General features: G+C 59.9%; 18 protein-coding genes. 8 read left to right on the top strand and 10 right to left on the bottom strand.

Annotation, left to right across the window (positions count from 1 at the left end):
* Positions 1–157 precede the first annotated feature (157 nt).
* Together ACP90_RS11035 and rhaI are read left to right on the top strand one after the other, a co-directional pair.
* Positions 158–2260 (top strand): bifunctional rhamnulose-1-phosphate aldolase/short-chain dehydrogenase, encoded by a 2103-nt coding sequence (locus tag ACP90_RS11035; RefSeq protein ID WP_062491526.1) that lies wholly within the window; start codon positions 158–160, stop codon positions 2258–2260.
* A 202-nt stretch (positions 2261–2462) separates the two neighbouring features.
* The gene (gene rhaI, locus ACP90_RS11030) at positions 2463–3746 is read left to right on the top strand and encodes an L-rhamnose catabolism isomerase (RefSeq protein WP_062488363.1); all 1284 of its coding nucleotides are present in this window, start codon (positions 2463–2465) and stop codon (positions 3744–3746) included.
* Between the two features lie 51 nt (positions 3747–3797).
* Here rhaI and ACP90_RS11025 read toward each other — a convergent pair whose 3' ends face one another.
* From ACP90_RS11025 to ACP90_RS10995, 7 genes are all read right to left on the bottom strand, one after another.
* Positions 3798–4724 (bottom strand): LysR family transcriptional regulator, encoded by a 927-nt coding sequence (locus ACP90_RS11025; RefSeq protein ID WP_208993506.1) that lies wholly within the window; start codon positions 4722–4724, stop codon positions 3798–3800.
* 140 nt (positions 4725–4864) lie between these two features.
* Complete coding sequence (locus ACP90_RS11020) at positions 4865–5776, bottom strand: dihydrodipicolinate synthase family protein (RefSeq protein WP_062488362.1); 912 nt, start codon at positions 5774–5776, stop codon at positions 4865–4867.
* 81 nt (positions 5777–5857) lie between these two features.
* Positions 5858–7030 (bottom strand): L-rhamnonate dehydratase, encoded by a 1173-nt coding sequence (locus tag ACP90_RS11015; protein WP_062488361.1) that lies wholly within the window; start codon positions 7028–7030, stop codon positions 5858–5860.
* A 13-nt stretch (positions 7031–7043) separates the two neighbouring features.
* Positions 7044–8066 carry a 4-hydroxythreonine-4-phosphate dehydrogenase PdxA gene (locus tag ACP90_RS11010; RefSeq protein WP_062488360.1) on the bottom strand — a complete coding sequence of 341 codons (1023 nt, stop codon included), beginning with the start codon at positions 8064–8066 and terminating at the stop codon, positions 7044–7046.
* A complete protein-coding gene (locus ACP90_RS11005; RefSeq protein WP_023000845.1) occupies positions 8063–9343 on the bottom strand; it encodes a TRAP transporter large permease in 1281 nt (426 codons plus the stop codon). Before ACP90_RS11005 ends, ACP90_RS11010 begins: the two co-directional genes overlap by 4 nt.
* Positions 9340–9903 (bottom strand): TRAP transporter small permease subunit, encoded by a 564-nt coding sequence (locus ACP90_RS11000; protein ID WP_023000844.1) that lies wholly within the window; start codon positions 9901–9903, stop codon positions 9340–9342. The genes ACP90_RS11005 and ACP90_RS11000 overlap by 4 nt, the downstream gene beginning before the upstream one ends.
* Positions 9904–9968: 65 nt before the next feature.
* On the bottom strand, positions 9969–10952 hold the full coding sequence (locus ACP90_RS10995) for a TRAP transporter substrate-binding protein (RefSeq protein WP_023000843.1): 984 nt from the start codon (positions 10950–10952) through the stop codon (positions 9969–9971).
* Positions 10953–11249: 297 nt separating this feature from the next.
* Here ACP90_RS10995 and ACP90_RS10990 point away from each other — a divergent pair, with 297 nt between their 5' ends.
* The 5 genes from ACP90_RS10990 (at position 11250) to ACP90_RS10970 (ending at position 17716) form a co-directional block, all read left to right on the top strand.
* Positions 11250–12152, top strand: coding sequence for a LysR family transcriptional regulator (locus ACP90_RS10990; RefSeq protein ID WP_062488359.1), 903 nt, complete (start codon positions 11250–11252; stop codon positions 12150–12152).
* Positions 12153–12268: 116 nt separating this feature from the next.
* Positions 12269–13924, top strand: coding sequence for a sulfatase-like hydrolase/transferase (locus ACP90_RS10985; RefSeq protein ID WP_062488358.1), 1656 nt, complete (start codon positions 12269–12271; stop codon positions 13922–13924).
* A 1-nt stretch (position 13925) separates the two neighbouring features.
* Positions 13926–16037: a TRAP transporter fused permease subunit gene (locus ACP90_RS10980; protein WP_062488357.1), complete on the top strand. Its 2112-nt coding sequence runs from the start codon at positions 13926–13928 to the stop codon at positions 16035–16037.
* A gap of 28 nt (positions 16038–16065) precedes the next feature.
* Positions 16066–17040, top strand: coding sequence for a TAXI family TRAP transporter solute-binding subunit (locus tag ACP90_RS10975; protein ID WP_062488356.1), 975 nt, complete (start codon positions 16066–16068; stop codon positions 17038–17040).
* 187 nt (positions 17041–17227) lie between these two features.
* Complete coding sequence (locus ACP90_RS10970) at positions 17228–17716, top strand: LysM peptidoglycan-binding domain-containing protein (protein ID WP_055655105.1); 489 nt, start codon at positions 17228–17230, stop codon at positions 17714–17716.
* An 87-nt stretch (positions 17717–17803) separates the two neighbouring features.
* On the opposite strand, the gene rpsD is transcribed toward ACP90_RS10970, so the two are convergent.
* Complete coding sequence (gene rpsD / locus ACP90_RS10965) at positions 17804–18421, bottom strand: 30S ribosomal protein S4 (protein ID WP_023000837.1); 618 nt, start codon at positions 18419–18421, stop codon at positions 17804–17806.
* 491 nt (positions 18422–18912) lie between these two features.
* On the opposite strand from rpsD, the gene ACP90_RS10960 reads away from it, so the two are divergent.
* Entirely contained in the window at positions 18913–20709 is a 1797-nt protein-coding gene (locus ACP90_RS10960; protein ID WP_062488355.1) for an EAL domain-containing protein, read from the top strand.
* 183 nt (positions 20710–20892) lie between these two features.
* On the opposite strand, the gene murI is transcribed toward ACP90_RS10960, so the two are convergent.
* Both murI and ACP90_RS10950 read right to left on the bottom strand, forming a co-directional pair.
* A complete protein-coding gene (gene murI / locus ACP90_RS10955; RefSeq protein ID WP_062488354.1) occupies positions 20893–21687 on the bottom strand; it encodes a glutamate racemase in 795 nt (264 codons plus the stop codon).
* 9 nt (positions 21688–21696) lie between these two features.
* Positions 21697–22509 carry an RNA methyltransferase gene (locus ACP90_RS10950; protein ID WP_023000834.1) on the bottom strand — a complete coding sequence of 271 codons (813 nt, stop codon included), beginning with the start codon at positions 22507–22509 and terminating at the stop codon, positions 21697–21699.
* Positions 22510–22920: the final 411 nt, after the last annotated feature.

Raw genomic sequence — 22920 nt, 5'->3', positions numbered from 1 at the left:
CACCAACACCGGTCAATGTCAATCATAAAAAATCATAAATGATCATTTTGCAGCGCAATATGATTGATATTGATCGTTTTTGATTGACAACCTGATCCGTTCAAGCGAGTTTCTAAACAACGAGACGCAAGCCGTCAGGCTTACCTGGGAGGAAAAGATGTTGAATTCCGCTGCCGGTTCCCGGCTTGCAAACCTGTGGGATGACCAGAAGGCTTCCGGCATGAGCGAAGCGGAGCTGCTGCTCTATCGCTCCAACCTCCTGGGCTCCGACAAGCGCATCACCAACTACGGTGGCGGCAACACCTCCGCCAAGGCGATGGAAAAGGATCCCCTCACCGGCGATCAGGTCGAGGTACTGTGGGTCAAGGGCTCGGGCGGCGATGTCGGCACCATCAAGATGGATGGCTTTGCGACACTCTACATGGACAAGCTGCGGGCACTTAAAGGGCTCTATCGCGGCGTCGAGTTTGAAGACGAGATGGTCGCCTGCCTGCCCCATTGCACCTTCAACCTGAACCCGCGCGCCGCCTCCATCGACACCCCGCTTCATGCCTATGTGCCGAAAAGCCATGTCGACCATATGCATCCGGACGCAATAATTGCCATTGCCGCGGCAAGCGACAGCAAGGCAATCACGCAGGAGATCTTCGGCGCCGACATCGGCTGGCTGCCCTGGAAGCGCCCGGGCTATGAACTGGGCCTGTGGCTGGAAAAATTCTGCCTGGAAAATCCGGATGCCCGCGGGGTCGTTCTGGAAAGCCACGGACTCTTTACCTGGGCTGACGACGCTAGGACCTGCTACGAAACCACCCTGGAGATCATCAACAAGGCGATTGCCTGGTTTGAGGAAAAGACGGCAGGAAAAGATGCCTTTGGCGGCTCGAAACTCCGCGCCCTGGCCCCATCCGACCGGCGTGCCGTTGCCGCCCGCCTGATGCCCGCAATCCGGGGGATGGTTTCCGGCAAGCAGCATATGGTCGGTCATTTCGACGACAGCGACGCTGTCCTGGAATTCGTCTGCGCCAATGACATGGAAGCCCTTGCCGCCCTCGGCACAAGCTGCCCGGATCATTTCCTGCGCACCAAGATCCGCCCGCTCGTGGTCGATTTCGATCCTGCCACCCCGGACATCGAGGCAACGCTTGCCGGGCTCGGTCAGGCAGCGGAAGCTTACCGTGACGACTATGCGGCCTATTATGACCGCTGCAAGCACGACGACAGCCCTGCCCTTCGCGACCCGAACGCCGTTGTCTACCTGGTGCCGGGCGTTGGCATGATCACCTTCGCCAAGGACAAGGCGACCGCCCGAATTTCTGGCGAATTCTACACCAACGCCATCAACGTCATGCGCGGCGCTTCCAGCGTCTCCACTTACCGCGGCCTGCCGGAACAGGAAGCCTTCGACATCGAATACTGGCTTCTGGAGGAAGCCAAGCTGCAGCGCATGCCCAAACCCAAGAGCCTTGCAGGCAAGATCGCGCTGGTCACTGGCGGCGCCGGCGGCATCGGCTCGGCCACTGCTGAACGCTTTCTGCGCGAAGGCGCCTGCGTGGTGCTGGCCGACATCGACGCGGACGCACTCGGGGCCGCCGCCGACAATCTCACCGCACGTTATTCCAGGGACGTCGTGCGCACGGTGACGATGGATGTCACCAGTGAAGACGCAGTGGCAGACAGCTTTGCCAGAGCTGCACTGGAATTCGGCGGTGTCGACATTCTCGTTTCCAACGCCGGCATCGCGTCTTCCGCCCCGATCGAGGACACCACGCTCGACCTGTGGAACCGGAACATGTCGATCCTGTCGACCGGTTATTTCCTGGTGTCCCGTGAGGCCTTCAAGGTCATGAAGACGCAAGGGGTCGGCGGCTCCATCGTTTTCATCGGATCGAAGAACGGCCTCGCCGCGTCTCCCGGCGCCAGCGCCTATTGCACAGCCAAGGCTTCCGAACTGCACCTCGCCCGCTGCCTTGCCCTGGAAGGCGCACCAGAAGGGATCCGCGTCAATGTGGTCAATCCGGACGCTGTCCTGCGCGGGTCCAAGATCTGGTCCGGTGACTGGCTGAAGGAACGCGCGGAAGCCTACGGCAAGGACACGTCGGAGCTGGAGGAACACTACCGCCAGCGCTCGCTGCTGAAACTGTCCGTGCTGCCGGAAGACATCGCCGAGGCAACCTACTTTTTCGCCTCCGAGTTTTCCGCCAAGTCGACCGGGAACATCATCAACGTCGACGCCGGCAACGTTCAGGCGTTCACGCGGTAGCAGTCCTCAAGGTAATCGAACCACATCTTCCCTCATCCTGAGGAGGACCGTCAGGTCCGTCTCGAAGGATGGGCCACACGATCAGAGCTTGCCGCCCATCCTTCGAGACGCGAGCGGGCTCGCTCCTCAGGATGAGGAAGTGGTTTGGGGGAAGTGATCTTGGAACAAACGGATCGAAGAAAATCCGGGAAAGGATCTTCTCATGATGATCGACACATCGCTGGTCGCCGGGGAAAACGAGACCCGCACAGCCGACCTGAAGCGTGACTATGAAACCCTGGGCGAAAGGCTCGACCGGCGCGGCGTCTCCATCGATGCCATCAAGGCGAAGGTCGCCACCTATGGCGTCGCGGTGCCGTCCTGGGGTGTCGGCACCGGCGGCACGCGCTTTGCGCGGTTTCCCGGCAAGGGTGAACCACGCCATATCTTCGACAAGCTGGAAGATTGCAGCGTCATCCAGCAGCTGACCCGCGCAACACCCAACGTTTCGCTGCACATTCCCTGGGACAAGGCAGACCCGGCGGAGCTGAAGGCCAAGGCAAGTTCGCTCGGGCTTGGCTTTGACGCCATGAACTCCAACACCTTTCAGGATCAGGACGGCCAGCCTCTTTCCTACAAGTTCGGCTCGCTCAGCCATACGGATGCCGGCACGCGCAGGCAGGCTGTCGAGCACAATCTGGAATGCATCGAGATCGGCAAGGCCATCGGCTCCAGAGCCCTGACCATCTGGATCGGCGACGGATCGAACTTTCCCGGCCAGGCCAATTTCACACGTCAGTTCGAGCGGTATCTGGACGCCGCAAAAGCCATATATGCGGAACTGCCGGACGACTGGCGGCTGTTCACCGAGCACAAGATGTATGAGCCGGCTTTCTATTCCACCGTGGTGCAGGACTGGGGCACCAACTACATGATCGCGCAGGAACTGGGCGAGAAGGCCTACTGCCTTGTCGATCTCGGCCATCATGCCCCCAACGCCAATATCGAGATGATCGTTGCCCGGCTGATCCAGTTCGGCAAGCTCGGTGGTTTCCACTTCAACGACAGCAAGTATGGCGACGACGATCTGGATACGGGCTCCATCGACCCGTATCGGTTGTTCCTGGTGTTCAACGAACTGGTGGACGCCGAAACGCGGAAGGCGCCCGGCTTCGACCCGGCACATATGCTCGACCAGTCTCACAATGTCACCGACCCCATCGAAAGCCTGATGGTCTCTGCCATGGAGGTGCAGCGTGCCTATGCCCAGGCACTGCTGGTCGACAGGTCTGCCCTGGACGGATTTCAGGACACGAATGACGCCTTGATGGCGACGACCACGTTGAAAACTGCTTTCCGCATCGATGTCGAGCCGATCCTGGCTATGGCAAGACTGGAAAACGGCGGCGCTGTCGACCCTGTTGCGGCCTACCGGAGTGCCGGATACCGGCGGAAGGTCGCGGAGATCCGCCCGGAAGTTTCCGGGGCCGGCGGCGGGATCGTCTGACCCAGGAGTATTGACCAGGAAATACAGGCTGGGAGGGTTTCCCCTTCCCGGTCAGACAGAGGCGCGAATGAGCGAAACCAGGGCCTCGACTTCCGGGTCGAATTCATCCTTGTTCGGGATCAAAAGCCCGTATCGGCTCATGTGCTCTTCCAGTCTGACCGGCAGAATGCGGATCAGGCCGTTTTCCTGATAGTAGTCGGCAACCGATTGCGGCAGAACGGCCAGCATGTCGCTTTTTCCGACCGCCAGCGTCGTCATCAGCATCGACGACGTTTCAAGGCCGTAATGCGGCGCGGGCAGATCCGCATGAGCAAAAGCAAGCTCGATCGACATGCGCATCGGGCTTGGCCTTGGCTGAAGGATCCAGCTGAAATCACCAAGGTCCACCAGACTGAGCTGCTTGCTTGGCACCAGAGGATGCGACGGCGCCGCCACGACAGCGAGCCTCTCCTGCCAGAGCGGTTCGAACCGAATGCCGGTCATGTCGAGATGTTCCACCGGCCGCCCCAGCACGATATCCAGCGCACCTTCGTTGAGCGCGGAAATGAGATTGTCGGAAGTCGACACCATCAAGCTGATCTGTGGGCCGACATTGGTTTCCATCAGGTTCATCAGAAGCTCGGATACCTGCCCCGGCAAGGCTTCCATGATCGCGCCAAGCCGCACCTTGCCATATTCGCCGCGCTGCATCGCCGACAATTGCGCCTTCAGCCGCCCTGTCTCGGAAATGATCTGGCGGGCATGCCGGGCGACCACCACGCCATAGGCCGTTGGTTTCATTCCCCTGGAAAGACGCTCGAACAGCGTGACCCCGAGCGTGTCCTCCACTTCCTTCAAAAGTTTTGTCGCCCCGGGCTGGGAAAGGTTCAGCTCGCGCGCGGATTCGTGCAGATTGGTCGTCACTTCCAGGCTCGCCACAAGGGCAAGCTGTTTGAACCGCAGGCGAGACAGGATCGCCATGTCGAAGGTTCCATGCATATCGATCGATCCGCTCAGTCGTTGGCGTACCCGCTTGGCGGTCTCAATCGATACCGGATTTTTTCCTTTCCAGACAGTCAAATACCCGGCCTCATGTCTATAGGTGGATCAAACGACGGCTGATCGCCCCGGAGTTTTCCTCACTGCCCCCAGCGCAAAACCAGGGGATCGAGCCGGTGCAGAAGCGTCAGTAGCCTCTCGCGCACCGGCTGCGGCAGCGGGTCGATCGGATGCCGGCAGAAATCGGATTTGATGACACCGCCTTCGACCATCGCCGCCTTGCAGGAGCGCCAGCCGCACAAGCGGTTCTCGTGATTGATGACGGGCAGAACCCGCGCATAGGCATCTGCTGCCTCGTCGGTTTGGCCCGCGTGATAGAGCTCGATGACGGGCTTGATCTGGTCGACGATCATCCCCGAGGTCATCGATCCGCGCGCGCCTGCGTCCAGATCCGCCAGCAGCGTGATGCCTTCTTCGCCGTCAAATGGGCCTTCGATGGCAGGGCCGCCTTCAGCAATCAGAGACCGCAACTTGTTGGCAGCCTGCGGGCATTCGATCTTGAAGAGCTTCACCATCTCGATCTCGCGGGCCATCTTCACCAGAAGCGGCACCGGCAAGTCGACGCCGGACAGGGGCGCATCCTGGATCATGATCGGAATGCCGACCTCGCCAACGGCAGCGAATTGATCAAACGTCTGCTGGGCGTTCCCTTTCAAAAGAGCACCGTGATAGGGCGGCATCATCATGACAATGGCTGCGCCAAGCGACTTGGCAAGCTGCGCCCGCTCTACCGCGATCCGTGTCGCGAAATGGCTGATCGTGACGATGACAGGAACGCGGCCGTCGATATGCTCGATGCAAAGCCGTGTCAGCAACTCGCGCTCTGCATCCGACAACAGGAACTGCTCGGAGAAATTCGCCAGGATGCAGATGCCATCCGCACCCTGGTCGATAAGGCAATCCAGCACGCGGCGCATGCCCGGTTCATCAATCGAACCGTCTTCGTGAAAGGGGGTCGGGGCGACAGGCCAGATACCAGAATAAGGGGTCATAGGGCTACGTGCTTTTGTCTTTCAGGATATTGGATGAGCTTCCTGCCCCGGCTTGCGGATAGGAGCAGGAAATCCGAAAGGTCACTCGGTGATGTCGAAGTGCTGGAGATGCTTGTCCGAGATCGTGATACCGAGGCCGGGCAGATCGTCGTCGAGCTGCAGATAGCCGTCCACGGCTTCCGGGTCGCCTTCGAAGATGTAATAGAAGAGCTCGTTGCCGACCTCGACGTCGAACACCGGAAAATACTCGCTGATCGGGCAATTCGTGTTGGCCATGGTCAGATGGTAGTTGTGCATCTGGCCCGCATGGGGAATGACCGGGATCTGGGCAGCTTCGGCGATGGCGTTGATCTTCTGCGCCGCCGTGATGCCGCCAACCCGGTTGGTATCATACTGCAGGATGCTGACGGCCTTGCGGTTGATGAGCTCGGCACAGCCGATCACCGAAAACTCGTGTTCGCCGCCGGAAATCGGCACGATGTTCATAGCATTGAGTTCGGCATACCCTGCAACGTCATCCGCAATCACGGGCTCCTCGAGCCAGCGTGGCTCGTAAGGAGCAAGTTTCGGCAACATGCGCTTGGCATAGTCGAGGTTCCAGCCCATGTAGCATTCCAGCATGAGGTCATTGTCGTAGCCGATGACCTCGCGAACCGCCTCGACCCGCTTCAGGTTTTCCCGCATGCCCGGCATGCCGTCCTTGGGGCCAAAGCCAAAGCGGGACTTGAAGGCCTTGTAGCCGCCCTTCATTGCCTCCTCGGCTTCCTTCTGCATTGCCTCGATCGACCCAGCGTAGAGCTTGGAATAATAAACCGGGATCTTTTCCTTGGTGCGGCCGCCCAGAAGCTTGAAAACCGGCTTGCCGACCAGCTTGCCCATCAGGTCCCAGATCGCGATATCGATGGCCGAGATAGCCGTCATGCCGATCCCCTTGCGCCCCCAGGCGTGGCTGCGCCGGTACATCTTTTCCCAGATGTAGGCATAGTCGAACGGATCTTCGCCGATCACCAGTGGTGCATACCAGTCGTCGATGGCCTTCTTGACGACCGAGGGAGCCAAGGCGGCGTTGCCGATACCGATGGTGCCGTCTTCTGTCTCGACTTCACATGTCAGCCACTGGTGAAAGCGGAAGGACGACATGGCATCGCCCTTCATCCACAGGGCATCGGAAGCGTTGGTGCAGAAGTTGCCCTGCGGCGGGACCGTCGGACCTTTCCAGGTCCAGACGCGCGTGCGTACGGATTTGATTTTCATATGACTGATCCACTCAATTGGAAATTCGGGAAGTCCGGCGCCGCGTTCCCATGGCGCAGGCAATGTTCCAGGCGTTGCGCATCGGGCCGACATTGGCCGTTCCCTTGCCGCGAATGTCGAAGGCGGTTCCATGTGCCGGTGTGGTGATCGGGATTGGCAGACCACCTTGCACCGTCACCCCCTGCCAGAAGCCCAGCAGCTTGATCGCGATCTGCCCCTGATCGTGATAGAGCGTCACGATGGCGTCGAGTTCCTTGGCGACCGCTTTCAGGAAAATGGTGTCGGAGGGATAAGGCCCTTCCACAGGCAGGCCCAGCGCCTTGGCACGTTCGACTGCGGGCGTGATGATCTCGATTTCTTCCGTTCCGAAATTGCCGTTGTCGCCATTGTGCGGATTGAGGCCGCAGACACCGATCCGCGGGCTCTCGAACCCGGCATCCTTCAAGGCTGAATGGATCAGCCGTGCAGCCTCGATGATCTTGTCTTCGGTGATGAGGTCAGCCACATCGCGCAGGGCGATGTGGCTCGTTACCCGGCTGGTCCATAGACCGTCCATCACATTTAGTTCCGAGATGCTGCCATTGTGGCCCAGCCGGTCGGCAAACCAGTGCAGCTCGTCCGACTGGCTCATGCCGGCCGAATGAAGTGATGCCTTGTTGAGCGGGGCAAAGACCAGCGCATCCGCGTTGCCTGCCCGAACCATGTCGACGCCCATGCCAAGCGTTTCCAGGCAATGTGCGCCACCTTCCGCACTCACCTCGGCACGTTTCCAGCCACCTTGCGGAGCCTTGCCAACCTGCAGGAATGCCGGAACCCCGGCCCCTTGCTCAGGCAGCACAGCCGATGAGACGAGCTGATAGTCGAAACGGACACCGGCGATCTCCATGCCTGTTTTCAGCTCTCCCTCGTCTCCAAGGATCAGGATATCCGCCGCCTGGCGGGCTTCCTCCTCGGCGAGAAGCCGGGCGACCAGTTCAGAGCCGATACCCGCCGGATCGCCAAGGGTCAGAACCAAACGCGGTTTGGGCGTCGTCATTGAATAAACTCCGTCAAAGCAAGGGAAACCTGGGGAACGTAAGTCACCAGAAGCAGGATCAGGGCGAGCACGCCGATGAACGGCAGGTTGGCACGGGACGTTTCCCAGATGCCCGCCTTGGCAATCGAGCAGGATGTGATCAGCACCGAGGCGACCGGCGGTGTCTGCTGACCGATGGCAAGGTTGAGTGTCACCATGATGCCGAAATGGATCGGATCGATGCCAACCGCATTCACCAGCGGCATGACCACCGGTACGACCAGGATGATTGCTGCCGCCCCGTGCAGGAACATGCCGAGCACCAGCAAGAGCAGGTTGAGCAAGGCCAGCACGATGAAGGGATTGGTGGTCAGTTCGGTGATCTGCGCGGCCAGTTGCTGCGGCACCTGGGCCTGCGTCAGGAACAGCCCGAGCGCGGCGGATGTTGCCACCAGCAGCATGACCACACCCGTCTGGCTGATACCTTCCAGCATGGTCTTGCGCAGGCGCCGGACATCGAGGTCCCGGTAGATGAACAGGCCGATCACCAACGCCGCCAGTACAGCCAGCCCGGCGCCTTCCGTTGCCGTAACAATACCGGAGAATATGCCGCCCAGGATGATCACCGGCATGGTGAGTGCCCAAAAAGCTTCCCGGAAGGTTCTGGCAACGTGGCGAAGGTCGAAGCCTTCGGCGCGCGGCAGGTTGTAGCGAACCGCCAGAATATAGGTGACGATCATCAGCAGTCCGCCGCCGAGAACGCCCGGAACGATACCGGCCACGAACAGCTTCAGCACCGAAGTTTCGGCAATTGCACCATAAAGGATCATGGGAATGGACGGCGGAATGATGATGGCAAGGGACGCCGAAGACGAAGTGATTGCCGCCGCAAGCGTCCGGGAATAGCCGCGTTTCTTCATTTCCGGGATCAGCACCGTACCGGTGGCGGCCACATCGGCCACGGCTGACCCGGAAATTTCGGCAAAGACCATCGAAACACCGATGTTGACCATGCCCAGCCCGCCCCGGACAAAGCCGATGAGAGCGGTGACAAAGTTGATCAGCCTGACGGAAATGCCTGACGTGTTCATCAGGTTGCCGGCAAGGATGAACAGCGGGATGGCGATCAGCGGAAATGAGGTCGAGCCCGAATAGAGCGCGATAGCCATGTCGTAGAGCCGGTCCGTACCCGAAGTCAGGACGAACCCACCGAGAGCGACAATCCCGATTGCCACGGCAATCGGCACGTTGATCAGGATCAGTCCGATGAGGACGATTGTTGTCAGAAGAAGGATCATCGCGTGCCCTCCCGCGCGTGCATGGCCTGGGCCTCTTCTTCAGCCTCGGCAATTGCGTGTTCGATTTCCGCGTGTTCCCGATCAACCCCGGCGGCAGCGTCGCGCAACGTGCGTGGCAACGTCAGCAGCGTTCCGATGATCATGAGACCTGAGGTGATGGGGATGACCGATTGTACGATGTCGAGCGTCATCCACGGAAGGCTGAGGAGTGAATCCCACTTGGCAACCGCCAGAACCGCATAGCCGTACCAGGCAACAATTGCGAAGAAGGCGATGACGAGCAGCTCCGAAAAGGCCGTCAGAGCCACCGCCAGCCCTCTCGGCATGGCAGTCACCAGGCCGGAAAATGACATGTGATGCCGCATGAAGACAGCGTAGGTCGCGCCGAAGTAGGTCAACCACGCCAGCATCACGCTGGCCAGTTCGTCGTACCAGGACGGCGAAGCCCCCAGATAGCGCATTGTCGTCGAGTAGATGACCGCTCCCGTCAAGGCGAGCAGAAGTGCGATGCAGACAGCCTCGATTGCGCGCAACAAAAGGCGCTCGAACAAAGCAATCATGGCTCCTCCCAGAGAAATTGCCGGCCGGTTGACCCGGCCGGCTGTTTTGTCAGTTGCTTGTTTGATCAGTCGGCAAGGCTCTGCGCCAGCCCCACCAGCTTGTCGCCACCCTCGACCTTTGCAGCAAAGGCTTCGTAGATCGGCGCAGACGCTGCGATGAAAGCGGACTTGTCGGCCTCGTTCACCTCGACCCCGGCGGCACGCACCTTGTCGACCAGCTCCCTGTCCGCGGTCTCGCCTTCATTGAGCGACCAGTCCTGCACCGAAGCTGCAACTTCGGATACGGCCGTCTTGACGTTTTCCGGCAGCTTGCCCCAGGTTCCGGCACCCGTCGTCAGGTAGGTCGGCGAATAGACGTGACCTGTCAGGCTGAGATACTTCTGAACTTCCTGGAAATTGGCGCCGACAATGTTGGTGAGCGGATTTTCCTGCCCGTCCATGGTGCCGGTCTGCAAGGCCACGAATACTTCCGAAAATGCCATCGGAGTCGGGTTGGAGCCCCATTCCTTGAACATCGCGACGCGCCACTCGGAAGACGGTGTACGGATCTTCAGCCCGTCCAGGTCAGCCGGAGTGTTGATCGGGCGGGAGTTGTTCGTGATCTGGCGGAACCCGTTTTCCCAGGTCGAAATCACGTGAAGACCGGCGGCTTCCGCCTTGGGCGCCAGTTCCGTCTTGACCAGATTGGCGTCGATGGCCTTCAGATGCTCGCGGTCCTTGACGAGGAACGGCATGTCGAACAGGGCGAATTCCGGCGCCACGTTGGTCATGATGGACGAAATCAGGGTGAACTGCACGGTGCCGAGACGCAGCTTCTGCATCAGCTCCTTCTCGTCGCCCAGCTGTGCGTCGGCATAGAATTCGACCTTGTCGGCATCGCCGAGACGCGCCTGCAGCTCCTCGGCAAACTTCTGCGCGCTGCGGCCCTGCAAGCTGTTGGAAGCTGCGCCAACGGCAACGATGTAGGTCTCGGCCTGCGCGGGCAGCGCACCGAAAGCAAAGACGGACGCGAGCAGGCCTGCACAAAGGCCCTTGTGTATCTTGTTCATTGATGTCTCCTCCACTTGACGGGACCGACGACCGGCGACGGACGTCAACTCCCACCTAAGGGAACCTAGTGAAAGTCCGTTGCCAAGAATAATGGGAAGACAGGATCGACCGATAACCAAATGGAATTGATCACACCTGTTGCGAAAACCATGAGAGCAAGTACCAGCACCTGCTGCAAGCCCGATAGCGGCGGTTTCCGCCCCTTGTCCCAAGCCTAAATGCAGCGTTCTGTAGCCTGATCAACCGAACTTTGGCACAGTCTGGCACTGCCAGAAATCAACCGGAAGGCCCTTGGCGTGAAAGCCCAGTATGTGGAACTGATCGACGCTGTCGCGACCCTTGGAAGCCTGGCCGCGGCCGCGAAGGTCCTTGGGAAATCTCAGCCCGCAATCACCAAGGCGTTGAAGAAGATCGAGGGCGATCTCGGCGTTGTTCTGTTTCACCGGGTGCCGAGCGGCATCGTGCCGACACTGGAAGGCCAGACCGTCATCGACCGCTGTCGCCGCATCCAAAGCGACCTGAAAAAGCTTTCGGAAGATGTCGCCCAGTCACGCGGGCAATATGTCGGCATGATTTCAGTGGTGGTCTCGCCACTCGCCGCACTGAAGATCATTCCGCCTGTGCTGCGCCGGTTTCAGAACCGGTTTCCGGGCATCGAGCTGATCATTACCGGAGGCCACGCCCCGAAGGCCTTTCACGCGCTGAGGTCGGGCGAAGCGGATTTCGTCATCGGCCCGGCTCCTGACGGACAGCCCAAGGCAGGGCTTCATGTCGAACCGCTGCTGACGACATCGGTGACCTTCCTTGCCGGCCAGCAGTCCTACCTGAAGGACCTTTCAAAACCGCAGGACCTGTTGAACGCACGTTGGGCCGTTATCGGCCCGAGCAGCCGCCGCCCTCTTTTTCAGGACTTCTTCCGCCTGCACGGCCTGCAAGGGCCCGCCCCTGTCATCCGCTCCGATTCGATCCTCAGTATCCTGTCCGTTCTGGAACAGTCCGACATCGTCTGTTCGTTTCCATCGCTCATTGTGGACGAGGTCAGGGAACGGTGGTCCGTGACGGCGCTGCCTGTCGACCTGAGCATGCTGACGGTGGATATTGCCCTGACCTGGACCAAGGAAAGGCTGCTGACGCCTGCGGCCCTCGCCTTTGCAGACATCGTTCGCGAGGAAGGCCGCAATTGCGCTCCCCAGACATGAATGGATATAACCTGAAGTTATATCCATGAGTTCGAGTTAATTGAGGGATATACCTCCGGAGTGCTAGTCTTCCCCCCAAGAAGGCCGCAGAAGCGGCACCTTGGGAGGACATCTGAGTGAATATCCTGTTCGTCATGTACGACCAGCTGCGCTTCGACTATCTGAGCTGCGCGGGACACCCGTATCTGCACACACCGAATTTTGACCGGGTTGCCGCCAGGGGCGTGCGCTTTACCAATGCCTATGTGCAATCCCCCATATGTGGCGCCAGCCGGATGAGCTTCTACACTGGGCGCTATGCGTCCTCCCACGGGGCACAGTGGAATGGCTTCCCGCTCCGGGTCGGCGAACACACGCTGGGGGATCACCTGCGCAAGGCCGGCATGGACTGCTGGCTTATCGGCAAGACGCACATGAAAGTGGATGCGGAAGGCATGACCCGGCTGGGGCTGTCCCCGGACAGCATCATCGGCGCCCGGCAGGCCGAGTGCGGATTTGATGTCTGGGTTCGGGACGACGGGCTCTGGGGCGAAGGGCCGGACGGCTTTTATGACGAAAAACGTTCGCCTTACAACGAATACCTCAAGTCCCGCGGCTATGCGGGAGAGAACCCCTGGGCGGATTTCGCCAACGCCGGTGTCGAAAACGGCGAGAAGGCGTCCGGCTGGATGTTCGACAATGCGGACAAGCCCGCCAATATCCGCGAGGAAGACAGCGAAACACCCTGGTTGACGACCCGCACGATCGAATTCATTGAACAGGCAACTGCACCCTGGTGCGCGCATGTCAGCTATATCAAGCCCCATTGGCCATACATCGTGCCGGCGCCCTACCACGACATGTACGGGCAGAACCACGTTCCCGCCGCGATCCGCGCCGATGTCGAGCGCGACAACGCCCACCCTGTTTACGCGGCCTTCATGGCCAACAAGATTGCGGCCGCCTTCCAGCAGGACGACGTGCGCCGAAAGGTCATCCCCGCCTACATGGGCCTGATCAAGCAATGCGACGACCAGCTCGGCAGGCTCCTGGACTACCTGGAAGAGACCGGCCGGATGGAGGACACGATGATCGTGCTCACCTCCGACCACGGCGATTATCTCGGTGACCACTGGCTCGGCGAAAAGGACCTGTTCCATGAGCCTTCCGTCAAGATCCCGATGATCATCTATGATCCGCGTTCCGAAGCCGATGCCACAAGAGGCACCACCTGCGACGCGCTGGTGGAGGCGATCGACCTTGCCCCGACATTTCTGGAAGCTGCCGGCGGGGTCGAAGCCGGTCACATTCTGGAAGGCCGCAGTCTGAGCCCCTGGCTGCGCGGGGAGACGCCCGACTGGCGAGAGGCGGTCATCAGCGAATACGACTATTCCGTCACCCCCATGTGCGCCTCCCTTGGCGTCAGCACCAGGGATGCCCGTCTCTTCATGGTGTTCGACGGCCGCTACAAGCTGATCCATGCCGAAGGCGGTTTCCGGCCGATGCTGTTCGACCTTGAGAACGACCCGGAAGAATTCCACGACCTGGCCAAGGCCGACGGCCATGAGGCCGAGATCGCCCGCATGTACGACCTACTGGCCCGCTGGGGCCGGCGTATGTCGCAGCGTGTGACGCGGTCGGATGCCGATATCGCCGCCATGCGCGGCAAGTCCGCCCGGCGCGGTATTCTTCCGTTCCTGAAGGATGGATCGGAAGTGCCGGAGGAACTGACCGAGGCCTATCGCGGCCCGGCCCTGCAGGATCATGTTTCGCCCGAAAAGGGAGGACGTTGAGGTGAGCACGGCAACAGGCGACACCCCGGCCATTGCCCGTAGCGACAAGTGGATTGCCGACTGTCTCGCCGTGCTTTTCGTGCTTGTGATCGTTACCTATGCGGCCTCCGGCCCGATCACGGATTTTGTCCGCTGGTTCATCGAAACCACAACACAAGGCTTCGATGAACTGTCGCGCCGCGATCAGCGCGCCCTGTTGCGTGATCATTGGATGGGTGCCGGTTACCGCTCGTTCGAACGATCCTTCCTGCTGCCAACCGGGCTGATCATCGGCCTGCCAATCGTCTTTTCCTTTGCCATCTGTCTGCTGACGCTGCACCGGGGCCGCGCCTGGCGCTGGCTCAACTGGGCGCTGACGCTGCTTGCGCTCGCCGCCTTTGTGTCCTGGATGCTGAAGATCTTCGCGACTGACGGCGGTGCGCTGCCAAGTGCCAGCCCCATCGACTTCGTGATGTTCCCGATCGCCACCGCCATTACGCTCTATCTGACCTGGCGCATGTTCGGCGGCTTCATCGTCGCCTTCTGCCTCTTCTGGGTGGTCTATTTCTTCATTCGCGGCTACCTGCCGGACTGGACCGGCATTCTGGCGGGATCCGACTCCACATTCGGGCAGAGCCTGCGCGCCATGGTGTTGAACTTCTGGGCCCAGACCGGCGGCCAGTTCGGTCAGCCCCTGCAGGTCGTCTCCGGCAGCGTGCTGATCTTCATCGTATTCGGTGCGGTGATGATGGCCTCGGGCGCGGGCGACCTGCTGATGAAGATTGCCAACCGGCTCACCGGCGGGCTTGTCGGCGGTGCCGCTCACGCGGCGGTCGCCTCCTCCGCCCTATTCGGGACGCTTTCCGGCGCCGCGATTTCCAACGTGGTCTCCACCGGCGTGATGACCATTCCCGTCATCAAGAAATCCGGCTTCAAGCCGGCGTTCGCCGGGGCTGTGGAAGCTGCCGCTTCCACGGGCGGTCAGATCATGCCGCCGGTGATGGGGGTGGTCGCCTTCTTCGTCGCCGGACAGATCGGGCTGGAATACCGCTACATCGTTGTGGCCGCCATCCTGCCCGCGATCATGTTCTACTTCGCCACCTTCCTGACGGTCTATTTCGAGGCCCGGCGTCTTGGCATCGGGGCCCTGCCGAAAGAGCAACGGCCGCCGCTGACAGGCAAGGAATGGGTGCAGTGCCTCGTGTTTGTCGTGCCACTGGGTGTGCTTACCTATTTCCTGTTCAGCCAGCCGTCCGTACCCAAGGCAGGGTTCTACGGCTTTGTTGCCGCCATCGTCTCCGCGCTGGTCCTGTTCCGCGAATTCCGGTCCCGCACACGCCTCTGGCAGGCGTTTGTCAACGCGGGTCGCATGGCGGCTACGATCGTCGTCATCGTTACAGCTATCGGACTGATCGTCGGCCTGATCCAGGTGTCCGGTTTTGCCGGTCGCCTTGCGCTGTTGCTGACACAGCTGGCCAGCGGGCCGCTGCCGCTCGTACTGGTGGTCGTTGCCCTCGGCGCCATCGTGCTCGGCATGGGTCTGCCGCCTGGCGCGACCTATTTCATTATCGTGATCGCGCTCTCTTCCGGCATTGATGCGGTTGGTATCCCCGAACTGACGCTGCACCTGTTCGTGGTCTTCTTTGCGGTCATGTCCACGGTTACCCCGCCCGTTGCGCTCGCCGCCTTTGCCGCCGCCCCGATTGCCGGGGCAGACCCGATCCGCACGGGTTTCGAAGCCGCCCGGATCGGCATTGCCGGCTTCCTGATCCCCTTTGTCTTCGTCTATCACCCGGCAGTTCTCTACAAGCTGCAGGTGCTGTTCGCCTGGTTCGGCACCGGCGCGCCGGACAGCAAGGCGATGGTCGATCTCGCGACAGTCTCCTGGGGAGCGTTCTTCTGGATCATCGCCGCTTTTGCGCTCGCCATGTGGTCGATCGCTTCCGCTTTGGCCGGGTTCGACCGGGGTCGCCTGCCGTACTGGGAGCGTATTTTGCGCATTTGCCTCGGCCTGCTGGTTCTGGTGCCGAACGTGACCATTGCCGGTGCAGCCGCGGTTCTGACCCTCGCGGACCTCGCCTTTCACGCAATGCGGCACCGGAGCCCAGCCGCCGCGCCCAATCCATCACAATGAAAAGAGCATTTTTCCACGGGAGGACGGAATGAAACGATTTGCCTTTACAGCCCTTGCGGGCCTGATACTGGCCGGCTCTGCGTCGGCTCAAGATACCACGCTCAAGATGCAGACCATCGAGCCAAGCCTCGGTCAGGCAATCACCATGGCGACCTTCGCCAATATCGTGACGGACAAGCTTGATGATGTTTCCATCGAAGTCGCCGGCGGCGGCGCGGCAACACTGCACCAGATGGAAACCGCTCGCGGCAATCTCGACATGTACATGATCTCGCCGACCATACACATCCTGATGAGCAACGGTGCGGCCATGTACAAGAACGAGCCGGAAGCCCCGGAACTTGCCAAGAATGTACAGGTGCTGATGTGGTTCCCCTACGGCCAGTATCACTTCGCCGTTCGTGGTGACAGCGACATCACCGTTCTGGACGACATCGAAGGTGCAACGGTCTTCCTCGGACCGCAAGGTGGCGGTGCGTACAACGCAGCCAAGGGCTGGATCGAGGCCACCACCGGACTAGTCGCCGGTCAGGACTACGACGCCATCAAGGCAAACTGGGCAACCGGCTTCCAGTCCTTCCTGGACGGCAAGGTGGAAATGTATGTCAACGGCTGCATCGACCCGTGCCAGCAGTTCATCCAGTTCACCGAAACCGAGACAGTCCGCTTCATCGGGCCGGAAGACGATCAGGGTGAAGAAGTCGACAAGTTCCTCGGCAAGTTCCGCCAGCGGGCTGAAATTCCGGCAGGTCTCTACGAGAACCAGGTGAATGACGGTCCGGTCATGTCCAACGACACGGCTGTCGGGATCGGTGTGCGTGCGGACCTTGACGAAGAACTCGTCTACCGGATCACCAAGGCCTTCTGGGAAAACCTTGGCAGCATCACAACCGATGCCCCCTGGGCCAAGGCCTTGTCGCCAGAATATGCCGCGCAGACACTCGGCACGGCCACGTTCCACCCGGGCGCTGCCCGTTACTACAAGGAAATCGGGGTTCAATAACCGGCGTTAGCCCTGACCGACGAAATGCGGCCGGGCAAATCCACCAAGACCGGGGGTCTCCAGCCGTGAGCGCAGACCCCCGGTAAAGTTGCATCTATCGGTTTTCCGCCAAAACGTTGTACCCTTGTCAAAGCCGGCTGGGGGGCAGCGGAAGATACCTGAGACTTTTTACGCGGAAGGTATTGATATGACTGTAACTCTGGATATTCAGCAACCACAGCCGTTTGATCTGGTTGGATCAAGAATACTGATCGCGGGCAATGCGACCGCATTCGAAGGAACCTTGAGCATTCGGGTTTCCGAAGGACATGACGAATATGCCTCCTTCACCCAGGTCGGCTCTCTCGGCCTCAAGCAGTTCCAGGGATATATCGATATCCCGGACACCAACCAGTTTCAGCTCAATCGCCTGTTCCTGACCCTGGCCGACGACACCGGCAACGAAAATGGCCCGTCCGTCGTCATCCCTGTCCTGTTCGGCCCCAGGATCCTGGCGGGATACGGTGGCTGGCAGCCCTACACGGTGAAGTCGGGCGATACCCTGACCAAGATCGCGCAAGACCAGTATGGCACTAGCGACTATCAGCCGATCTTCGATGCCAACCAGCACATCCTGAGCAGTCCAAACGTTATTTTCCCGGGTCAGGTTCTTCGAATACCGCGCAACGACATCTGACGCCCGGCATTCGTTGCAAACAAAGGCCGGCAAAAAGAAAAGGCCCGCCAGAGGCGGGCCTTTCCGTCAAACCGTATTCGGCGCTGATTAGCGCGAATAGAACTCGACCACCAGGTTCGGTTCCATCTGTACCGGGTACGGTACGTCAGAGAAGCCCGGAACGCGGGAGTAGGTCGCGGTCATCTTGTTGTGGTCGACGTCGATATAATCCGGAACATCACGCTCTGCGGACTGGGTTGCTTCCAGAACCAGGGCGAGCTGCTTGGACTTCTCACGAACTTCGATCACGTCACCCGGACGGATCTGGTAGCTCGAGATGTTGACGCGCTTGCCGTTCACCTTCACGTGGCCGTGGTTGATGAACTGACGTGCTGCGAAAACGGTCGGGACGAACTTCGCACGGTAGACGATGGCGTCCAGACGGCGCTCCAGCAGGCCGATCAGGTTTTCGGAAGTGTCACCTTTCATACGGGACGCTTCAGCATAAACCTTGCGGAACTGCTTTTCGGAAATGTTGCCGTAGTAGCCTTTCAGCTTCTGCTTTGCGCGGAGCTGAACACCGAAGTCGGACAGCTTGCCCTTGCGGCGCTGGCCGTGCTGACCCGGGCCGTATTCACGCTTGTTGGCCGGGCTCTTCGGACGACCCCAGATGTTTTCGCCCATCCGGCGGTCAATTTTGTACTTAACGCTATGGCGCTTCGACATCGCGGTTTCCTTTGAATTCGCGTTGTTATTTAAAAGGAAACGCGCCCTCCTTTATCGTCACAACCCGCCTTGCGACGGAAAGGTCAGATCGACAGGGACCCGGCTAGACGGCGCCGGCCGGATGCCCACGGGTGCGTAGATCCGGAAGACATTGCCTGCCGGACCGCGCGGAGATACAGGCAGAGCCTTGAAATGTCAATCCGTGCACCCGGCCCGCTTCGGAAAAGACCCGCCGAACCCGGCCAATTCTGCTTATTTTGTCGGACAAGCAGGCATATTTAACGGTTCAGATGGAATTCATTGCCATAATTTATGACGTAGCGTCCACAAAATGGGGAAAACAATGCATACATTTAGAGATTTTTAATTGCAGCTTTTCACTATGCAATCGCCGTTGCAACCATAGCGAATAATATCAGTGCAACGGACTGTTCCGAGACCCCATCAAACAACGGAAGCTTATCGGCCGGACCTCGGCAATAGGATCTAGAATGTCAGCGAATCGTCAACCAGTTCTTCAGACAGTTCCGGAAGCGCCCGGCTTGCTCTGTCGTACGCCGAAGGACACGCTGGCGAAACTGGATTATGCCCTTCAGCCGGTCGTCGATATCGGCACCGGTGTTGTTTACGGCTATGAGGCCCAGATCCGGAACTGCGATCTTGTCGGTGCGCAATCTCCTGACGAACTGATCGATTTTGCCCACGCCGAAGGATATCTGCCCCAGTTGGAGGCCCATCTTCTGGCAAAGGCGATGAACCGCTTCGGCAGGTTGAAGATCGCCCAGGGCACCAAACTCTATTTCAAGCTGGATGGACGCGACCTCGGCCAAGACAACGATCCGCGCATGCGGCTGGCAGGACTTGTGGCGGAAGCCGGCTTGCAGGTGAACCAGATCTGTCTGGAATTTTCCGAGCGGCATCAGCAGACCTTCACCGACGTTACCCACCACGCCGTCAACGACCTGCGCCAGTTGGGCTTCCTGATCGCGCTTGACGATTTCGGCCGGGGCTCTTCCGAGCTGCGTCTGCTGCACGACATGTCGCCCGACTACGTCAAGATCGACCGTTTCTTCCTGAACGGCATCGATTGCGACGCCAGGCGCAAGCTGTTTGTCACCACGGTGGCCAACCTGGCGCACGTGCTGGGCGCAAGGGTGATTGCCGAAGGTGTTGAAACGGAGAGCGAGTTCAAGGCCTGCCGGGAAGCCGGCTGTGACCTGATCCAGGGCTACTTCGTCGCCAAGCCGTTCCAGGAAGCTTCTTCCGCCAAGCTCTTTTATGACCATGTGCGCGCGCCGGGTGTCGGCCGCAAGCGCCGGGAGGAGCTGGACCGGATCCGCAACGAGCTGATCAAGGTACCGACCATCCAGTCGAACGCTTCCATGAACGACCTGCTCGACATGGTGGTCCATAACCAGGAGGCCAGTGTGGTTCCGGTTGTAGATGCCAACAACGAGCCGCGCGGCCTGATCCACGAACGCGACCTGAAAGCCTATCTTTATGCGGGCGCACCGGACGACGACGATGCCAAGGCGGCCCTCGATTTCCCGCTGCGCTCTTTTGTGCGCGCCTGCCCGATCGCCGACATCGATTCCAATGCGGACATGCTGCTGGTGACCTTTGCCTCCTCGATCAATTCGGATGGCATCATCATCACCGAGAACTTCCGCTATGCCGGTTTCCTGTCAGCCACCTCTCTTCTGAAGATCATTCACGAAAAGCGTCTTCAGGAAGCGCAGGACCAGAACCCGTTGACCCGCCTGCCGGGCAATGGCGCCATTTCCAAGTTCATTGCCGAAAGCGGGCGCAAGGGCACGTACGACCGGCACATGTGTTATTTCGACTTCGATAATTTCAAGCCGTTCAACGACACCTATGGCTATCGCCAGGGCGACCGGGCGATCATTCTGTTCAGCGAACTGCTGCAGCGCCATATTTCGGGGTCAGGCACGTTTTACGGCCATATCGGCGGCGACGATTTCTTCGCCGGTTTCCAGAATGTCGACCAGACAGATGTTGCTGCGCGCATGCTGGCGCTGAAACGTGCATTCCGCCTGGATGTCGAAAGCTTCTATGAGCCCGAACACCGGGAACGCGGCTTCATCGAAGCCCAGGACCGCTTCGGCACGACGCGGCAGTTCCCGCTGCTGCAGTGTTCCATATCGATCCTCAGCCTGCCCAAGGGCCTGACGCTGCATCCCGATACGCTCAACCACGAGATCATGGAACTGAAGCGCGCAGCCAAGCGCTCCGACGACGGCCTGGCCGTCAAATGCCTGGCTGCGTGAGGCCAAGCCACACTTCTACACTTCTCAGGGAACACGTTGCACGTTCTCACCTGACCGGCGGGACACAGCTCTGAGCGCACCTCTCATAGGGGGGCACGTTCGGGATGATGCCTTGTGCTGCTGTGTGGCTCGATCCGGGCGACCGATGGCCAGGGAAAAAGGCCCGTGCGACTACGCTGCCAATCAGTCCAGTACCAGGCCAAACCCGGCCAACAGCCGTGACACCCCCGCATCCTTCGTGCCCGAGGTGAAGACAGCCCGATCTGGCAGATGGCGGGAAGGTTCACTTGCAGCCCCCTCCCCAAGAACTCGGACCAACTGGCGGGCGATGGCTTCCGCCGGATCCAGCCAGTCGACCGGCCAGGGAGCAATCCTGCGGAAACGGTTGGCAAGAAACGGATAGTGGGTGCAGGCCAGCACGACGATATCGGTCCGCTTGCCGTCCTGTTCCAGGAAACAGTCAGAGATTTCCGGCAGAAGGTCTGCGTCGGAAACAGTGTCGCCACGCAGATGTTTTTCGGCCAGTTCCGCCAGCTTGTCCGATCCGACAAGCCGGACATGGCACTGGCTGGCAAAACTCTCGATCAGGCTTCGTGTATAGGTTCTGCGCACCGTGCCCGGCGTTGCCAGAACCGAGATCAGCCCGGAGGAGGTGCGCTCCGCCGCCGGTTTAATTGCCGGAACAGTGCCGACAAAAGGCACATCCGGGTGCGCCTCGCGCAGCGCGTCTCCAGCCAACGTGAAGGCTGTATTGCAGGCAATCACCACCGCCTTGGGGCCGTGTTCGGCAATCAGATCGTCGAAAAGGGATACGATCCGTTCTTTCAATTCCGCTTCCGGCCAGCGGCCGATGGGAAAGGCCGCATCGTCGGCGACATAAAGGAGCGGCTCATAAGGCAGCAGATATCGCGCTTCGCGCAGCACCGTGAGCCCGCCAAGACCTGAATCGAAAAAGAGTACCGGCCCCGAACCCTGCAAGATCTGCCTCTATTCTTCGCTGCCTGAACCTGATCTGTCCTTGCGCGGTCGCGTTTCCCGTTTTTCCAGCGAGGCCACGACACCGCGCAGCGCGCGCACTTCCTGGTCGGTCAACTCCGCCTTCTGGAAGATGTTGCGCAGCGTGCGCACCATATGCGGCCGCCGCTCCGGCGGACGGAAGAAGGTAGCCTTGTCGAGTGCCCCTTCCAGGTGCTCGAAGAAACGTAGCACTTCGTCCTTCTTCGCCGGTGGATGCACTTCTTCCGACAGGATAAAGGGCAATGCACCGGACGTCGCGGTCTTGCGCCATTCATAGGCACACACCAGCACTGCCTGCGCAATGTTCAGCGAGGCAAAATCCGGATCTACAGGCAGCGTGACGATCTCGTCGGCGAGAGCCACTTCCTCGTTGTTGAGACCCCAGCGCTCTCGGCCGAACAGATAACCGGTCGCGGCACCCTGTTCTCCAAGTTCGACGGATTTTTTGGCAGCTTCATCCGGCCCCCGCACAGGCTTGGGCACTTCGCGCGAGCGGGCCGTGGTGGCGAAGACGAATTGCAGATCGGCAATAGCCGCCTCGACACTGTCGAAAACCTGCACCTTGTCGATGACGTGATCCGCCCGGCTTGCCGCAGCTCTTGCCTTCTCACTCGGCCAACCGTCGCGCGGGTTGACGATCCGCAGATCCACCAGACCGAAATTCGCCATCGCCCTTGCCGCCGTGCCGATGTTCTCGCCAAGCTGCGGTTCGCAAAGGATCACCGCCGGCGGCTTGGCCGTCACGGCGCGGGCTTCGTCTCTGATGTGTGCATTTTTGCTCATGAAGCGGGGATTTAGCGGAAGCAACGTCGGATGAAAAGACCGAAAGGCCTGCACCACAGCTGCGGTCGGCCTCATTCCTCCGATAAATGCGATGATTTTTGAGGTCCGTCTGCGTTCCGTGCATCTTGGTCTTGTCAGACGCATCTCCGCCACTGCTCGGAAGGTCTCTCGTTTTCCGAGGGGAAGCCGGTTCGCCGGCACCACAACCTGGCGCTGGAAAGCGTCAAAGCCTGAGATTGAAACATGTGCGTGTGGGTGACCCAACGCTTTCCCAAGGCCGGGAAGTCCAGACATCCTGAAATCACGCGATTACCCCTACGATTAAACAACACTGCAAATATTACCCAGGCACACAAAAATCTTATTGTTAATATTTGAGATAAATTGCAGGAAAGATACAATTTCAACTTT

It is taken from the genome of Labrenzia sp. CP4 (genome assembly GCF_001579905.1).
Classification (GTDB): domain Bacteria; phylum Pseudomonadota; class Alphaproteobacteria; order Rhizobiales; family Stappiaceae; genus Roseibium; species Roseibium algicola.
Note: the sequence above shows the minus strand (reverse complement) of the source record. Positions and strands in the feature narration are given on the sequence as shown.

Bases quoted from the DNA above. Each gene is read 5' to 3' on its own strand.
- ACP90_RS11035 (WP_062491526.1), top strand. From the start codon at position 158: ATGTTGAATTCCGCTGCCGGTTCCCGGCTTGCAAACCTGTGGGATGAC.
- rhaI (WP_062488363.1), top strand. From the start codon at position 2,463: ATGATGATCGACACATCGCTGGTCGCCGGGGAAAACGAGACCCGCACA.
- ACP90_RS11025 (WP_208993506.1), bottom strand. From the start codon at position 4,724: ATGCATGGAACCTTCGACATGGCGATCCTGTCTCGCCTGCGGTTCAAA.
- ACP90_RS11020 (WP_062488362.1), bottom strand. From the start codon at position 5,776: ATGACCCCTTATTCTGGTATCTGGCCTGTCGCCCCGACCCCCTTTCAC.
- ACP90_RS11015 (WP_062488361.1), bottom strand. From the start codon at position 7,030: ATGAAAATCAAATCCGTACGCACGCGCGTCTGGACCTGGAAAGGTCCG.
- ACP90_RS11010 (WP_062488360.1), bottom strand. From the start codon at position 8,066: ATGACGACGCCCAAACCGCGTTTGGTTCTGACCCTTGGCGATCCGGCG.
- ACP90_RS11005 (WP_023000845.1), bottom strand. From the start codon at position 9,343: ATGATCCTTCTTCTGACAACAATCGTCCTCATCGGACTGATCCTGATC.
- ACP90_RS11000 (WP_023000844.1), bottom strand. From the start codon at position 9,903: ATGATTGCTTTGTTCGAGCGCCTTTTGTTGCGCGCAATCGAGGCTGTC.
- ACP90_RS10995 (WP_023000843.1), bottom strand. From the start codon at position 10,952: ATGAACAAGATACACAAGGGCCTTTGTGCAGGCCTGCTCGCGTCCGTC.
- ACP90_RS10975 (WP_062488356.1), top strand. From the start codon at position 16,066: ATGAAACGATTTGCCTTTACAGCCCTTGCGGGCCTGATACTGGCCGGC.
- ACP90_RS10970 (WP_055655105.1), top strand. From the start codon at position 17,228: ATGACTGTAACTCTGGATATTCAGCAACCACAGCCGTTTGATCTGGTT.
- rpsD (WP_023000837.1), bottom strand. From the start codon at position 18,421: ATGTCGAAGCGCCATAGCGTTAAGTACAAAATTGACCGCCGGATGGGC.
- ACP90_RS10960 (WP_062488355.1), top strand. From the start codon at position 18,913: ATGTCAGCGAATCGTCAACCAGTTCTTCAGACAGTTCCGGAAGCGCCC.
- ACP90_RS10950 (WP_023000834.1), bottom strand. From the start codon at position 22,509: ATGAGCAAAAATGCACACATCAGAGACGAAGCCCGCGCCGTGACGGCC.